We start from the raw sequence: 15,825 nt of genomic DNA, 5'->3' as shown, positions 1-15,825 counted from the left end.
GAGCTGTGCGACGGGCACAGGATGGAGCCATGTCATGACCGGGTCAAGAAGGGGGTTTCGGCCATGCCGGGGCGCGGCGGGGGTGCTCACAGACGGCGGTAGGTCCGGCCGCCTCGGCGGGGCAGGGTCCGCGGGTCGTCCCCGTCCTTCGCGGTGGCTTCCAGGGCGAGGTGGAGCTCGGCGCGGACGGTGGCGTCGGCGAGGTTCTGCCCGAGGCGTTCGGCGCACCGCCTGAGCCAGACCGTCAGAGTGGTGCGGTGGACGTGCAGTTCGGTGGCGGCGGGGGCGGTCCTGGCGTGGTGGCGCAGCCAGCAGGCGAGCGCGATCCGCAGCTGGGGTTCGAGCCCTCCGACCAGGTCGACGGCCCAGGCGCGCACCTCGTCGGTGTCCAGGATGCCGCCGGGCAGCTTCTCCAGCCGGGCCTGACCGCCCGCCACGTCCTCGTCGTCGCCGTGGGTGGGGGCGCGGAGCGCGAGCAGCAGGTGGGCCTGCACGGTGACGTCGTCGAGGTCGGTGCCGAGGCGGGCGGAGAGGTCGCGGAGCCGGGTGCGTACGGTGCCGGGCGAGAGCCCGAGCGCGGCGGCGGCCCGGGGGGTGCTGCCGGTGCGGAGCCGGACCAGGAGCAGATGTCGGTGCTCGGGGGCCAGCGGGCGCAGCACGGATCGCGCCCAGGCGGTGTACGGGCCAGGGGGGAGCAGGCGGGCGAGGTGGGTGGTGCCGACAGCGTCGGCGGGGGCGATGCGGTGGGCGGGGGTGGCGCTGTGCCGGGCGGCGGCGGCGTCGGCGTGGGCGGTGGGCATCTCCGCCAGGGGCAGCGGTCCGGCCAGGCCCGCGAGGAGGCGGTGCCGCTCGCTCACCCGGGAGACCAGGCGCAGGATGCGCCCGTCGTCGCTGCCCCGGTGGAGCTCGGCGACCAGGAGTTCGCCGTCCAGCTCGCCGATCAGCGCGCAGGACCCGCCGTGCCCCGCCAGGGACGGGCGGGCGGCCCGCCAGAGGACCTGGTGGGCGGTGGGGACGTCGGGGCCGGTGAGCCGGTAGACCGTGACATGGGTGAGCCCCTCGGCGCTCACGGTGTCCGTGACGGCGGCGGTGTGGCCGGCCAGCAGCAGCCGGAGCAGGGTGGCGTGCAGCCGCATCTGTTCGGCGCGCAGTTCGGCGGCGCGCTGCCCGCGCACCTCCAGGAGGGCCGCCGTGGTGGCGGCGACGAACCCGACGTGCTCGGCGGGCACGGCGGGGGCCGGGTGCAGGACGAGAACGGCTCCGGCGGCCGGGCGCTGGACGTGGTGCGGGCGGTCCTGCGGATGGGCCGCGGCGTGGACGCCGTCGGCGGCGGCGGTGGCGGGCGTGCTGTAGACGGCCCCGGCGATCGGGTCGGCCAGCACCACCGCCCCCTGGATGAGGACGGCGGCCTCGCTGACCAGTTGCGCACCGGACCGCGCGGCGGCCCGCACCAGCCGGCCCGTCGCCGCTTCCCGTACGCCGCGGGCGTCCCACGGACCGGCGGCGTCGGGGCCGGGGCCGGTCGTGTGCGTGGTGCTCATACTGCGCCCCCAGGGCCGGACGGAGCGCGCCGCGCACCGGTGGCGGGTCCGGGTGCGCGGCGCGGCGGTTACGGGGACGGGTCAGGGAATGCGGGCGACGGCTCCCCAGCCGGCCCGGGCGGTCGTGGTGCCGGTGTTCGCGTCGGGCCGCCAGTTGGGCCAGGACACCATCCCCGGCTCCACCATCTCCAGCCCGTCGAAGAACGCGATGGTGGTCTCCGGCTCACGGAAGATGTACGGGATCGCCCCGCTGCTGTTGTACTCGTCCTGGACGGCCCGGTGGGCCTCGTCCGACGCGGTGGAGTGGGACAGGGAGAGGTAGCTGCCCGAGGGCAGACGCTCCACCAGCCGCCGTACCAGGGACAGCGCGTCGTCCCAGTCCACGATGTGCCCGAGCACGTCGGAGATGACGAGGGCGACGGGCTCGTCCAGGTCCAGGGTCTTCGCCGCGCCGTCCAGGACGGCCTCCGTGTCGCGCATGTCCGCCTCCACGTAGGCGGTCGCGCCCTCGGGGCTGCTGGTCAGCAGCGCGTGGACGTGCAGCAGCACCAGCGGGTCGTGGTCGACGTAGACGATCTTCGAGTCCGGGGCTATCCGCTGCGCGACCTCGTGCGTGTTGTTCGCCGTCGGCAGGCCCGCGCCGACGTCCAGGAACTGCCTGATCCCGGCGTCCCGGGCGAGGTAGGTCACCGTACGGCGCAGGAAGTCGCGCGACTCCTTCGCGAACGTCTCGATCAGCGGGTATTTCTCGCGGTACGCATCACCCGCGGCCCGGTCCGCCGGAAAGTTGTCCTTGCCCCCGAGCCAGTAGTTCCACACGCGGGCGGAGTGCGCCACGCTCGTGTCGATCTGGGCGGGCAGTTCAGCCCTGTTCCCGGTCGTACTCATCCTGAAGAACCTCCCTCGTCCGGTCCGGACGCATCGCCATCACGCACGACACGTCCAGCATCGCTTGATATTCCTGTACCGACGGGTTGCTGTCCCACACTTCCGCCGTTCCCGGCAGCCCGCCCTCACGCACCACATGATCCGCGATTTCCCGGATCTCCACGCGGTACAGGCTCAGTGCCGGAACTCCGGTCAGCGGATGGGGCGGTGAGCACTCGGGGTGCAGCTGCACCATCACATCCGGCCGGTCCGCGGCCTCCTGGAGCGCGGCGAGCTGCTCACGCATCACCTCGCCGCCGCCGACCCGGCAGCGCAGCGCGGTGACCGGCAGGACCGCCCACACCCGCGCCTGCTGCTCCCGCAGCCGCCGCTGACGCATCGCCAGCAGATCCGCGCGCCGCCGCCGGGCCGCGGCGTCCAGTTCCGGCCGCATCGCCTCGTCCACGGCCATGGCGTACGCCGGGGTCCGCAGCAGCAGCGGCACGAGCGCCGGGTCCCATGTGCGTACGAAACTGGTGGCGGACTCCACACTCATCAGGTCCATGAGCCAGGGGTCCATCGCATCGCGCCACGGATGCCACCAGCCGGGCATGTTGGCCGCGTTGAGGCGGCCCATGATGTCGTCGGTCTCGGCCGCGCCCGCCCCGTACTGGGCGAGCAGATCGGACACCTGCCCCACGTCCAGCGAGGTCTGCGCCTGCTCCAGCCTCCGCAGCGTCGAGGGGTGCCAGCCGAGCCGCCTGGCGGCCTGGGGCACGGACAGACCGGCCCCTTCCCGCAGGTGCCGCAGCCGCGCCACCAGGACCAGGTGCTGTGCCGTCCGGCCCGACCGTTCACGCGCCACGGCTCCTCCTCCTGCTCCGACCCGGCATCCGACAGCTGCTCCCGTCCGGCATCCGGCTCCTGCCCCGGTTCGACGTCCGACACCGCATCCGACACTTCGCGCAGTCTGCGCGCAGTGCACACAGCGCACCTTGCGACGAGCGCACGCCGCTCTCATGGTGAGTATGTCCGACTCCAACGACCGCAGCACGGCGGAGCGTTCCCACCGCCTCCGGCACCTCTCGCGGAGCTCTTTTTGGCCACCTCGACCACCGCCCTCCAGCCCGCCCGGATCAGCCTCCCCCTCACCCGTCGCACCATCATCGCCCGCTCATGGGGCTCCAGTTGAACGGCGTACGGCCTGACCTGCCGGTACGCGACGAGCGGGAAGGGACCAACGGCATGAGAACCGGCCACCGGGATCGTCCAGAGCCCCGGCCACCCGCCCACCTCAGGGCGGCCCTCGCCTCCGGCTCTGTCGCCCCGACCCCCCTCCCGCGCGCCGAACCCGACGGTCCCTTACGCCCGCACCCTGGAGCCCGCCCCATGACCCACCCGAACCTGACGCACCCGGACCCGCCCCCCGCCCCCGCCGCCCCGAGGCAGCTCCCCCGCCGCCCGCTGGACCTCCGCGTCCGCACCCGCCGCATCCAGGTCGAGGAGCTCATCGTCGACGACCCCGGCAAGGTCCTCGACCACGCCGAGCGGGCCGCCCTCACCGCCCCCGACACCGCCGCCGCCCTCGGCCACAGCCCCACCGCCCCCCTCACCCTCCCGGCGGCGGCCGCCCTGCTCTGCGCCCTCCACGAACCCGGGGAACTCGCCGCGATGGGCCTGCGCCTCACCCTCCACACGACGCACGTCACCGCCTCCGACCAGCAGACCGAGCCCGTCTCCCTGGAGCTGCGCTACGGCCAGGACCTGGAGATCTGACAACGCGTACAGGACCCACACCCAGGTGCCTGCCACCCACGCACCACCCACCCCACTGAGTACGAGGAATGAGCACGCGCACTCACGCCCCTGGCTCCCCGGTCGCCCCACCATGGACACAGCGCAACGATCAACCGATCGACCGATGACCTGACCAGCCATCACTTCACCGAGGAGCCCCCATGTCCCAGCGTGTCGTCATCATCTCCGCCCTCGCCGGTGCCGCCCTGCTGGGAGGAGCGGGCGCCTACGCCTTCGCCGGGGAGTCCAGGGGCACCGGGCCGGAGGTGACGGAGGCCGCCGCCCGGTACGTCGCCCCGAGCGCGGGCAAGGACGGCTCGCTCACCTTCACCGCCCGGGTCGCGGACGACTCCGGCATCCGGAACCTGAAGGTGCTGGCCTGGCCCGCGGGCATGAGCCCCGCCCCGGACGCGAAGGAGATGGCCCACGTGGAGTCGGCCGCCTGCGAACCGTCGGGCGCGGCCGTGCTCTGCACGTACGAGGTGAAGGTCACCGGCGCCGAGGCGGCCGAGTCGCCGAAGGGCGCCTGGCACGTGGGGGTCCTGGCGTCCGCGAAGGACGGCGGCAGCACGTTCGTACCGAAGGCGGCGGACTTCACGGTCAAGGGCTGAGGGGCGCTCGCGCGTTCGCCTCGGGCGCCTTGCCCCTGGGCACGGGCCGCACCCTGGGCACGGGCCGCACCGTGAGCAAGGGCCGCACCGTGAGCTGGGCGCCGAGGCGGGCGGCGGGCGGGACCCGGGCTCACCCGCCCTCCTGCCCCTCCCCCAGCTTCCGCCGCAGCGCGGCCCGCTCCGGCTCGGTGCCCGTCAGCTCCAGCGCCTCCCGGTAGGCCGAGGCCGCCTCCCCCGCCCGCCCCAGCCTGCTCAGCAGGTCCCCGCGCGCGACCGCGTAGGGCCCGTACGCCCGCAGCCGGGGCTCACCTGCCAGCGCGTCCAGCAGTGCAAGGCCCTCCCCCGGCCCGTCCCGCATCGCGACCGCCACGGCACGGTTCACCGCGACCACGGGGGACGGGGTGAGGGTGAGGAGCACCTCGTACAGGGCCACGATCTGCGCCCAGTCCGTCGACTCCACGTCCGCCGCCTCGTCGTGCAGCGCGGCGATGGCGGCCTGCACCCCGTACGGCCCGGCGGGCCCTGGATGCTGCCGATGAGGGCGATCGGCCCCTCGGGCACCGGCTCCTCCTCGGATGACCGCTCGGGGGAAACGGCATCGGCCACCTGCCCCAGTTCCTCGTCCTGGGTCACCAGCAGACGCAAACGCCGCACCTGGTGAGGCGAGAGCCGGTCCACCAGATGATGCATGTCCTCGTAGTCGCGCGCAGCGGTCACTCCAGCAGTGCAGATCCTCGCAAACCCGTGCGAACAGGACAGTGCCGCCTTCACGCGCTCAGGCCGAACCACTCGCCACCACCCGCACGGCCCTCTCCGCACCCCCGGCACACCCCCGGCACCGATGACCGGAACGCCCGGTCGCAGTCCTCGCAGTTCTGGAGGGGGACAACCGGCGCGGCAACCGGCAGCGGCGGCGGGAGAAGCACGGTCAGGCGGTGGCGCAGCAGCTTGGCCGGGTGCCGGAGCGGTACGGGCGGGTCGTCGGTGAGCGCCTCCCGTACGGCATCGGGCCGCACCCCCCGCTCCAGCCAGGCCGCGACCCCCGGAGCGAGCCGCCGCACGTCCTCCTCGGAGAGGACGAAGACGGGCGCGGTCCGCCGCAACCCGGCGAGCAGGTCGGCAGCCGCCGCGCTCAGGGCCTCGGTGGGGCGGTCCGGACCGGGCAGCGGCGCCCGCTGCTGCCGGGGCGCGGTGGGCACCGGCACGAGCCGGGGCGCGGGGGCGGGCTCTTCCCGTACGGCCGTGGGTTCCTCCCGTACGGCCGCGGGCTCCGGTACGGGAGTGAGCACGGGAGCCAGGTCCGTTACGGGCACGGGCACTGGTTCCGGCACGGGCACGGGCGCCGGTTCCGTTACGAGTACGGGTACGGGCTCAGGCACAGGCGCTGGTTCCGTCGCAGGTGCGGGCACGGGCTCAGGCGTCGGTACGGGCGTGACCCTCGCCTCCCCCACCGGTACGGGCACGGCCTTCACCGCCCCCCGGGCCGCCGCGTCCGGGTGGTTGTGGAACACCGTGCGCGTGATCAGCCTGCCGCCCCGGCCGCGTTCGCGGGTACGGCGGAGGAATCCGTGCTGCTCCAACTCCCGCAGCGCGCCGGCGATCCGGGCCTCGCTCTCCGGGAAGACCGCGGCAAGGGCCTTGATGCCGACCCGCCACCCGTCGGGCAGCGACTGGATGTGGGTGCCGAGGCCGATGGCCAGCAGGGACAGGCCCCGGTGCTGGGAGAGCCGGTTGGAGATGATCGTGTAGCCGTCGGTGAGGCGGATGTTGACCTGGACGACGCCGAAGGACGGGACGCGCGAGGGCGCGCTAACCTGCTGGGTACCCATCGGGAAGATCCTGCTTCCTCGTTGGTCAGGCCCTTGGTCGGGATGCCAGTCCCGGCCGGGGGCCGTCTCATGTCTGCTGTTGTGGTCAGCGTGAGCATATGCCCGCCAACGGGGCCAAAATCCAGCCCGGTTGGCACACTTCACCCATGTGAGTGACGACGCCTCACGCGGACCGGCTCGGGTTCACACAGGGTTGGGTCGGGTTGTTTCTCCCGTACTCAAGCCAGGTACTCAAAAGCTTTTGCGTCGTGGGCCGCCGCGACGCGGTCCACCGGGACGCGGCCACCGCGTCCCGGTCATTCCCGCCCCCGTGCCTCCGTGCCCCCGTGCCCCACCTCGCCGCCGGGCCGGGATACGTATAGGTGATCGGGCCGTCCCGGATATTCAGGGCCGGGTGCGCTCCGTACGTTGGAATGACCGTCAGCGGTCGATCCGACACCAGGGAGCGCGGCCCCACCGGCACGAGTCACTCACAGTCGGCGCCGACCGGGCAGAAGACCGCGACCCCGAGGAGATGGCGCCATGACCAAGCTCTACTTCCAGGTCGATGTCCCCACCCGGAATTCCGCCCAGCCGGAGCGGTGCGGTCTGCATGTCTTCACCGGGCCCGCCGAGACCGAGTCGGAGGCCCTCCGCATAGCGCGCGAGGCATGTGAGGCGGCGGTCGCCGCACGCGAGGCGGGCTTCGCGGTCCCGCGCCGGAGCCCGGACGGCTGGGGAGCACGCGGGGTGCGATCCGGCTGGGTGCTCGACTGGGCGGCCGCGACCGTGGCCGTCTGGGAGCACGACAGGGCGTTCTGGACCTTCCCTGCTCACGGCGTCGGCGGCGGTCCGGCTCACGGCACCCGTCCCGGCCCGGCTCACGGCGTCGGCCCCGGACGGTGAGCGAGGTCGCGGCGGGAGAGGGCGCCGGTCTTGCGCATCGCACCGGCGATGTGCTGCTCCACGGTCCGCGGGGAGAGGTGCAGGGTCGCGGCGATCTCCCGGTTGGTCAGGCCGGAGACCGCGAGCTGCGCCACCTCCTCCTCCCGGGGGGAGAGCTGGTCGGCGTGCGAGGGGCGGCCGGGAGGGCGGCCCTTCCTGGCGGGCTGCCGTGTACGCAGCAGGGCTCTGGCCCGGGCGGCGTCCCAGACGGCCCCGAGGTCGGTGAAGCGCTGGGCGCAGGACTCCAGCTCGGTGAGCGCCGCCATGGTGGCGGGGTCGTCGGACACCGGGGGCGGCGGAACGGCGTTGTCCTCCGCCTCCGCCTCCGCGGCACCCTCCGTCTCCGAGGCCGGGCCGGAAGCCTGGCCAGGGGCCGGGCCGGAGGTCTCCTCGGTGTCCGCCGCGAGTACGCAGCGGGCGGCGCCCTCCATGGTCAGCGCCTCGGAGTAGGGGCGGGGAAGCTCCGCGTAGGCAGCCGCCGCCTTCCCGTACAGCTTCGCGGCCTCCAGCAGTCCGCCCCGCCGCTCCCGGGCCGGTGCTTCCGTCTCGGCGAGCACCGCCCGGCTCCACACCAGCGCCGCCCTGGCGGCGGGCGCGTCGCAGCGGCCGAGGCCCTGGGCGAAGTTCCGGACCATGGTGTGAGCCGTGCTGCCGTCGCCCGCGCGCACCAGCGCCTCCACGGCCCACGGCGCGAGCTCAGCCGCCCATGGCCATACCCCCTTCTCGGCCACCACCTGCCAGGCCGAACGCGCCTGTTCCGCCGCGGCGGCCACCTCCTGCCGGGCCAGGGCCAGCCGGATCACGGCACCGGCCGCCGCCGCGCCCAGGGGCACGGGCAGCCTCTCGATGTCGAACGTCCCGCACTGGAACAGCCAGGACCTCGCCTCCCCCCAGTCCCCCTGGGCGACGGCGAGCAGGCCGCGTACGACATAGGCGTCGGAGGCGATGAACGGCATGTCGGCGGTGGTGGCGATGAAGTCCTCGCACCGCTTGTCCAGGCCCAGCCACTGGCCGGTCCACCACGCCTGGAGCAGCAGCGTCCCCAGCGCGCTGTGTTCGGTGTAGGGCGCGCCGGTCTGCGCGGACAGCTCGCGCCCCTGGGCCAGCAGGTCGTCCACCCGCCCGTAGAAACCGAGCCAGACCGCGGAGTCCGCGGCGTTGCACAGACCGCGCGCCGCCTGCCGGACACAGGCGGGGTCCGTGCTCCTCACGGGCAGCTTCTCCACCAGCTCCCACGCTTCGGGGTCGGCCCAGCTCATCGCGAGCCCCACGTGGTTGGCCAGGACCGCCGTACGCATGGCCTCGTCCCCGCTGTCGTCGGCGGCGGCCACGGCCTTGATCAGCCATCCTTGGTGGACGTCGAGGGAGACGCCCGGCTGGTAGGGGAGGACCAGGGCCGCCATGGCGCGTGCGGCCAGGGCGGAACGGACCTCGCGCAGTTCGGCGGCGGCGACCTCCAGCACCCGCCACCCCTCGGGGAACCGGCCCATCTGGTTGCAGAGCATCAGTCCCAGGTCGAGCCGCAGCTCTCCCCGTACGGCCGGTGGCAGGGCCGCGTCCCGCACGATCTGCGCGAGCACCTCCACGGTCTGGTCCGAGCGCAGCCCGGTCACCGCGTTGCGGGCCAGCAGCGGTGCCAGCCGGGCCCGGGCCTGCGGGGGGAGGTCGGGCGTGGCCAGTGTCCGTTCCAGGAGCGTGATCGCCTGCTGGTGCCGCCCGGAAGCCTCCGCCGCCCCGGCCGCCCTCTCCACCGCTCTGATCCATCGGTGGCCGTCACCGGCCGCCCGGTGGTGCTCGGCCACATCGGCCCAGGCCACGGGGTGTCTGCGGCTGAGTACACGCGCCGTCCGCCGGTGCAGATCCTGGCGTACGGGGCCGGGCACGGTGGCCCGTACGGCCGACGCGGCCAGCGGGACGGCGAAGCCGTAGCGGCCCTCGGCGGGTTCCGCCAGGGCCCCGCTCTCCAGGGCCCGCAGCAGCGCGCTGTTCCCCGTCGCGGCCCCGAGCCCCGACACCGCGATCAGCTCCTCCCGGCCGACGGGCCCGTCCAGGACGGCGGCCGCCCAGACGACCGGCCGGTACGCCGGTGACAGGGCGTGCGTACGGCTCAGGACCAGCTCCGCCAGCCGGGCCGGCACACCGGCCGCGTCCACCTCGGCGGCCGTGCCGGTGAAGGCCGGCCACTGTTCCCGCACCATGGCCAGCAGGTCGACGACCACCCGGGGCACTCCGCCGGTGCGCTCGTGGAGCCTGGTCACCGCCTCGTCCGTACAGCCGCTCCCGCCCAGCGCCTCGGCGGCGGCCCGGCGGACGCGCTCCTCGTCCCAGGGCGCCAGCCGGTTCCGGAGCACCGCCAGCCGGTTCGGATACGCCATCGGCGCCCTGCCCAGCGGCAGGCCGGGCAGGGCGAGCTCCTCGGGGCGGTAGGTCACCACGGCCGCCGAGCCCCGCTCCAGCCCCTCCAGCACCCGGCGCAGCCGCCGCAGCTCGTCCTCGTCCGCCCGGTGCACATCGTCCACCAGCCACAGGGTGGGCTCCCGCCGGTGCTCGTCCTCCCCGGGCGGCCCGCCCCCGCACCGCCACCACAGACGGGCCAGGTCCGGTATCCCGGGGAGATCGGCCAGCTCCTGGAGCAGGTGGCTCTTGCCCTCACCCGCGGCGCCCTCGACGAACATCAGCACCGGATCGGCCTCCCGGCCGGACAGCGCACGCTCCAGGGACCGCAGGGCGGAACCGCACGTCGTGATCACGTCGCCACCCTCGCTCTCCTCCGTCCCCAGGGGCGGATGCGTCCAGGTGGCCCGGACCATGCCACGAGATCTTTTTCCTGCCTCCTGGAGAAACAAGTAGATCACTTGTCCTCGGTGAACAACAGCGGGCTGCACACCTTGTGCGAGCGGCGGATTTGGCGAGCAGCGGCTTTTTTCGAGCGGCTGCCGAAATTGCTTCGACAACGGGCGCGCGGAAAAGAGCTCCCGGCGATATGGCGCGCAGCGGATCACGCCCGGCCGACTGCTCGAAAAGCAGGGCGCGACGCCCTTTCGGCTGGGACTTCCGAAAGCGCGCGCACAGCTCTTTCCGCACACCCGTGCCCGTGCCGACCGCCGGGGCCACGCGGTTCCGCGCACCCCACTCGCGCGTTCCGCGAGTCCGGTCGACCGACGCCTGAACCTACGTCCTCCACGCGCTCGCGAACATCCGGGGAGCGGGTCCACGGATACGCAATTAACTTTCATAAACAGGTCGGGGTGCGGCGGCCGGCCTGCCCCCGGTGGCGCATCTGCCCTGGTGAGAGCGGTGCGGACGCCGGTACGGGTACGCCGCCCGCCCACGCGGAACGCCCGGCCGGAAAACCGGCCGGGCGTTCCGCGTGATGACGCGGTGCTCCCGAGGAACCCTCTGTCTGCCCACGGGTCTCCTCGGCCGTTACGTCACTTCGTCCGTTACATCACTGGTCCTCCCCCAGAACGACGACGAACCTGTCGTCGTAGGGCTTGTTCTTGTCCTTCGGTATCAGCAGAAGCGACAGCCTGGAGCGTTCGCCCTTGAAACGGACGTCGGCGGAGGCTTCCATTTCGCCCAGGCGGAAGTCCACCGTGGCGGGGCGCTGGGCGGCATCGCCCCAGCGGGCCACCCAGCGCTTCGCGTCCTTCTCCCTCTCGCCGCCCTCCGCGGCGAGCTCGGCCAGACCGTCGGCGTCACGGGCCTCCAGGCGGGCCAGGACGTGTTCGGCGGTCGCGAGGGTGCCAGGGGTGGGGCGCCCGGTCACGGTCAGTTCGAGCTCGGCCGTGCCGTCCTTGATGCGGTCGGGCGTCTTGTCGGTGGAGAGGGTGTCGCAGCCGCCGAGCAGCAGCACGAGCGCTCCGGCCAGCCACACCGACGTACTCGCCCGCCTCAACTTCGCTTCCCCGGTCGGATGATGCTGATAGCACTCAGATTCTTGTTGTTCTTGAACCATTGGTTCAGTGTCGTGTGGTGGGACCGGCCGTGCTGAGTGATGTTGATCTTGCCCCCCTTGGCAGCGGTGATGACTCCGGTGTGGTTCCACGCCTTGGAAGTCCGGTAGAAGCCGAAGATCACGTCACCGGGCCGGGCATCGTAACGCGAGATCTCACGGCCGCCCCGGTAGTTCTTGAGGTGCTGGCGCAGATTCGCCGCGGCGGCCCAGGTGTAGCTGTCGAGGCGGAGGAAGCTGAGGTTGTTGCGGAACCAGCGCGCCTGATTCTTGCGACCGCCCTTGCGCTGCTTCATCTTGCCGCCGTAGTGCAGCGCCTTGGAGACGAAGTTCGCGCAGTCGTTCTCGTAGTCGTACTTGATGTTGGCGTTGCGCTTGGCCCAGTTCGCGGTGCCGCTCGCACTGGGCGCGGCGGCGACCACTGCCGCGAGCCGCATCGCCGTGGTGCCGGGGACCGGCTCCTCGGCGAGCATGCCGTCGGAGTCCAGCACGATGGGCAGCGCTTCCTCGCCCTCCGCGAGGTCCTCGACCCTCTCCTCGGCGGGCGGGGCCACGGAGGCGTCCCGTACGACGTCGCCCGTCGTGGGCAGCGTGACCTCGACAGCGGTGTCGTTGGCCTCGATGCGCAGGGCGCCGTCGGCGAAGACGAAGCGGCCGGGCAGTTCGCCCTCCTCCGGCTCCTGGGTGCCGTCGGTGTGGGTGAGCACACTGCTCTCCGAGACGGTGGCGCGCACCACCACGGTGTTGTCGGGGCCGGGCCCGGTCAGCACGTCGTCGAAGGCCGTGGTGATCTCGGTGAAGCGGCGCTCGTGGCGGGCGTACGCCTCCCGGCGGCCGTTCAGTTCGGGCAGCTGCTGCGCGATGAGCTCGCGGAACATCGCGCCGTGCGGGCTGCTCGCGGTGGCCTGCTCGACGGTGGTGTACGTGCCCTTGAGGACTCCGGCACGGGCGGCGAAGTAGTCGCGTACCGCCTGGGCATAACGTTCCTGCCCCGCGACGGCGACCGGCTTGGCCGTGGCAGGCACGGCCGCCTTCGAGGTTCCGTGCGGGGAGTCGGCCGTGACCGTCACCGTGTGGTCGGCGCCGTTGGTGAGGCCGCCGAAGACGGCACGGGTGTCCCCGGTGGTGGTGCGGGCGACCTCGGTGCCGCCGCGGTGGACAGCGACGGTGTAGGTGAGGGCGTCGGTGGCGGCGCCGGGGTCGGCCGGCGGGTTCCAGGTGGCCAGCAGCCCGCCGTCGGCCGGGACGGCCTTGACGTTCTCGGGGGCGCCGGGGGCACCGGAGGGCACGTAGGAGACCGTCAGCACGGGGCGCAGCGCCTTGTCGGCGGCGCGTGAGGAGTGGTAGACGACACCGGGGCCCGCGGTCCGCTCGTCGCCGAGCTGGAGGCTCAGGCCGTGGTTGTCGGCCTCGGGCAGCCAGTCCGCGACGAGTGCTCCCAGGTTCAGGTCACCGAGTGCGGTGGGCAGTTCGTCATCGGCGAGCAGCGGCTCCTCGTCGGCGGCCGCGGCGAGCGCCTGGCCGCTGTGCGTCGGGTCCCACGCCTCGGCGAGGTCGTGCACGGTGGCCGCGGGTTCGGTGCACTCGGCGGTCCCGGTCGCGCAGTCGGCCCGGTGCAGCCTGAGCCGTGCGTCGGTGATCCGGGCACCGGCGGGCACAGCCGACAGATTCGCCTTGAACCAGCTGCGCCAGGCGGTGCCGCCGGGGGTACCGACGCGCAGCGTGCCGTCCTCGACGGCCGCGCACGGGCCGGTCCCGCAGTCCGCGGGGCCGACCGGGGCGGTGGCGTCGCGCAGGGCCGCGCCGGATATGTCGACCGTGCGCACCGGCGGGGCGGGCCGGACGACCGCGGCCTTGGCGGTGAAGGTGCGCTTGGGCGTCCACCCCGAGCACGCCGTGTCACCGCAGGCGCGCATGGCCCACTGGTAGGCGCGCCCGGGCACGAGCGTGCCTTCCGGGATCAGGGTGGCGACGCGCTGGCCGCTCTCCTGGAAGGACGGCGGCAGTTGCACACCGGGCAGGGGCGTGCCCGTAGCGTCGTACAGGGCGAACTCACCGTGCAGGTACGCGCCGCGGTTTCCGGATGTCACCACACCGGACAGGACCGGTGTGGGGGTGTCCTGGGCGCCCTCCTGGAGTGCGCCCGGAACGTTCAGGGTGGGCAGAGCAGCGGGCTTGGGTCCCTTGCCGAACTGATAGGCGGTGATGCCGGAGAGCAGGCCCGCGGAGTCGACGGTGCGGGCGTGCAGGGTGTGCCAGCCCTGGGCCGGGTTGATCTTGACGGTCTGCGGCTTGCCGCCGGTACCGGCGGGGTCGTTCACCTGCTGCGGGGTGTTGGGGTTGTCCAGCCCCCACAGGTAGCCGCGGCCGTCGGTGGACGTCGTGGTGAGGGTGCAGCTGATCTCGCCGCCGCTGTCGGTCCACGTGTCCCGGGGGAAGCGGGTGCAGTCGATCTGCGGCGCCGCGGGTTTGGCCGTGTTCACCCGGAAGGGCACGTAGGCGCTCCACGCGCCGTACACGGAACCGTCGTGGGCGCGTGAGCGGACCCGGTAGCCGAACGCGCCGAGCTTCTTGTCATCGGGAAGCCTCAGCATGGCGGTGCCGCCGGAGGCGACGGCACCGCTGGTACCCGTCCAGCTGTAGGTGCCCGCGTCGTTGAACGCCGGGTCGGGGGTGACCTCGAACTGGGCGCGTACGGTGCCGCCGTCGGGGTCCGCGACCTTCGCCGAGAAGGTGGGGGTCAGCGAGGTGGCGTACGTCCGCTTGTTGAAGGAGTTGTACGACGACGGGGAGAGCGCCGTCGCCGTCGGCGCGCCCGGCGGGTTGTTGTACGTCACCGACAGGACGGGCACGTTGGTCGGCGCGTTGCGCGAGTGGAATCGCTTCCAGCCGTAAGGGTCCTTCTCGTCGGCGGCGCGGATGCCGAGGGTGTTCTGGTCGTGGGCGTTGGCCGCCCACGCCCGGGCGAGGGCGGTGAGGTCGGCGGCCACCCAGCCGTCAGCACAGCCGGTGCCGAAGCCCTTGGTCTGAGCGGAGGTCGCCCACAGGCGGTTCCAGGCGGGCTGCGCGGTCCAGCGAGTGGCGGTGCCGGGGGTGCCGGTGTCCCACACCTGCCAGTCACGTGCCTGGCAGGACCAGGAGTGGTGGTTCCACAGCTTCAGCGTGGCCGACCTGACGTCCTTGCCCTTCACCGCACGGGTGTCGAAGCGCAGGAAGGAGCGGGCCACCTGTCCCGAGCCGTTGTTGCCGAGCTTGAGCTCGGTGGCAGTGGACTGGTCGGTGGTGTAGCCCTCCTGCACGAAGGTGGTGAACGTGGTCAGCAGACCGACCGCCGGGTCGACGGTGACGGGGAAACGGGTGGCCGGGTCGGCCAGGAACGCCGCGTCGGGGGTGAGGGTCAGGTCGATCCGGTCGCCCTGCTGGGCGACGGACATCGCGACCGGTGCGCGGTACGGGTGCTCCCCGGAGCGCTCGTCGGTGCGGGCGTCCCACATCACGGGGGCGGGCAGGGTGCCCGCGGGCTTGCCGGTACGGCTGTCGGCGAAGGTCACTCCGCCGTCCGCGTCGGCCTTGGCGGTCAGGCCCTTCGCGGTGAGCGTCATCCGCAGAGTGCCCGCCGCTTCCACGGCCTGACGGGAGTTGAGCATCAGGAACTGCTCGAAGCCGGTGCGGGTGGCCGAGACGACGAGGTCGGCATGGGGCAGCGCGCCCGGATACGTGGCCCGTGTGCCGTCGAGGCGCGGGGCGGGCAGGGCGCCGCGCCAGCCGAGCTCGATCTGCTCGCCCTCGGGTGAGGTGAGCGACACCAGTGGTGTGGCGGCGGCCACGGGTGCCGCGGCGCCCAGCCGTCGGGCGGCCGGAGCGTCGGCGCGGGCGGGCGTGGCCCTGCCGAGGGTGAGGTCCAGCGGGTGGGCCTTGGCCTCGACCGTGCCGTCGGCGGCCTGGGTGAGGCTGACGTCCACGGCGGTCCAGGTCCCGTCGTCGGCACGGAAGCGGACGGGGCCGGCGGCATGGTCCTCCGTCAGCGTGCCGTCGGGGTTGGCCCACAGGGTGCGGGTCTCGGTCCGGCTGTCGGTGACCTCGACGCGCTTGTGCTCCAGGCGCGCCTGGAGCAGCGCCGAGGTGATGTCGCCCTTGGGCAGCGGTACGCCCGTGGCACGTGCGGCCAGGACCGCGGTGGTCGCGGTCGCCGGTGCGGCCGCGGTGGTGGTCGAGAGCGCGGTGGCCGGTGCGGCCACGTCGACGGCCAAGAGGCCCGAGAGCGCCACAGAGGCCACCAGCGGCCATCTGAATCTGGACAT

9 protein-coding genes and 3 pseudogenes are annotated in these 15,825 nt (G+C 73.3%); 3 read left to right on the top strand and 9 right to left on the bottom strand.

Annotation, left to right across the window (positions count from 1 at the left end):
* Nucleotides 1-86: 86 nt before the first annotated feature.
* The 3 genes from B7C62_22340 to B7C62_22330 all read right to left on the bottom strand — a co-directional run bounded on the left by B7C62_22340 (nucleotide 87) and on the right by B7C62_22330 (nucleotide 3,273).
* Nucleotides 87-1,541, bottom strand: a complete 1,455-nt coding sequence (locus B7C62_22340) for a hypothetical protein (protein ID ARF74665.1) — start codon at nucleotides 1,539-1,541, stop codon at nucleotides 87-89.
* A gap of 81 nt (nucleotides 1,542-1,622) precedes the next feature.
* A complete protein-coding gene (locus B7C62_22335; GenBank protein ID ARF74664.1) occupies nucleotides 1,623-2,429 on the bottom strand; it encodes an S-adenosyl methyltransferase in 807 nt (268 codons plus the stop codon).
* The gene (locus tag B7C62_22330; protein ARF74663.1) at nucleotides 2,404-3,273 is read right to left on the bottom strand and encodes a transcriptional regulator; all 870 of its coding nucleotides are present in this window, start codon (nucleotides 3,271-3,273) and stop codon (nucleotides 2,404-2,406) included. Before B7C62_22330 ends, B7C62_22335 begins: the two co-directional genes overlap by 26 nt.
* Nucleotides 3,274-3,797: 524 nt before the next feature.
* Between B7C62_22330 and B7C62_22325 the strand changes: the two genes are divergently transcribed.
* A complete protein-coding gene (locus B7C62_22325) occupies nucleotides 3,798-4,184 on the top strand; it encodes a hypothetical protein (protein ID ARF74662.1) in 387 nt (128 codons plus the stop codon).
* A 182-nt stretch (nucleotides 4,185-4,366) separates the two neighbouring features.
* Nucleotides 4,367-4,816: a hypothetical protein gene (locus tag B7C62_22320; GenBank protein ID ARF74661.1), complete on the top strand. Its 450-nt coding sequence runs from the start codon at nucleotides 4,367-4,369 to the stop codon at nucleotides 4,814-4,816.
* A 130-nt stretch (nucleotides 4,817-4,946) separates the two neighbouring features.
* Here B7C62_22320 and B7C62_22315 read toward each other — a convergent pair.
* The 3 genes and pseudogenes from B7C62_22315 to B7C62_22305 form a co-directional block, all read right to left on the bottom strand.
* Nucleotides 4,947-5,339, bottom strand: a pseudogene (locus B7C62_22315) (RNA polymerase subunit sigma-24).
* A pseudogene (locus B7C62_22310) lies at nucleotides 5,333-5,587 on the bottom strand (hypothetical protein). Before B7C62_22310 ends, B7C62_22315 begins: the two co-directional pseudogenes overlap by 7 nt.
* Complete coding sequence (locus B7C62_22305) at nucleotides 5,584-6,645, bottom strand: hypothetical protein (protein ID ARF74660.1); 1,062 nt, start codon at nucleotides 6,643-6,645, stop codon at nucleotides 5,584-5,586. The pseudogene B7C62_22310 and the gene B7C62_22305 overlap by 4 nt, the downstream one beginning before the upstream one ends.
* A gap of 522 nt (nucleotides 6,646-7,167) precedes the next feature.
* Between B7C62_22305 and B7C62_22300 the strand changes: the two are divergent.
* Nucleotides 7,168-7,446: pseudogene (locus B7C62_22300) on the top strand (hypothetical protein).
* A 59-nt stretch (nucleotides 7,447-7,505) separates the two neighbouring features.
* Here B7C62_22300 and B7C62_22295 read toward each other — a convergent pair.
* The 3 genes from B7C62_22295 to B7C62_22285 all read right to left on the bottom strand — a co-directional run bounded on the left by B7C62_22295 (nucleotide 7,506) and on the right by B7C62_22285 (nucleotide 15,801).
* The gene (locus B7C62_22295) at nucleotides 7,506-10,319 is read right to left on the bottom strand and encodes a helix-turn-helix transcriptional regulator (protein ARF77321.1); all 2,814 of its coding nucleotides are present in this window, start codon (nucleotides 10,317-10,319) and stop codon (nucleotides 7,506-7,508) included.
* 698 nt (nucleotides 10,320-11,017) lie between these two features.
* Nucleotides 11,018-11,446: a hypothetical protein gene (locus B7C62_22290; protein ID ARF74659.1), complete on the bottom strand. Its 429-nt coding sequence runs from the start codon at nucleotides 11,444-11,446 to the stop codon at nucleotides 11,018-11,020.
* Nucleotides 11,447-11,463: 17 nt separating this feature from the next.
* Nucleotides 11,464-15,801: a hypothetical protein gene (locus B7C62_22285; GenBank protein ID ARF74658.1), complete on the bottom strand. Its 4,338-nt coding sequence runs from the start codon at nucleotides 15,799-15,801 to the stop codon at nucleotides 11,464-11,466.
* Nucleotides 15,802-15,825: the final 24 nt, after the last annotated feature.

Source organism: Kitasatospora albolonga, from assembly GCA_002082585.1.
GTDB lineage: Bacteria > Actinomycetota > Actinomycetes > Streptomycetales > Streptomycetaceae > Streptomyces > Streptomyces stephensoniae.
Note: the sequence above shows the minus strand (reverse complement) of the source record. Positions and strands in the feature narration are given on the sequence as shown.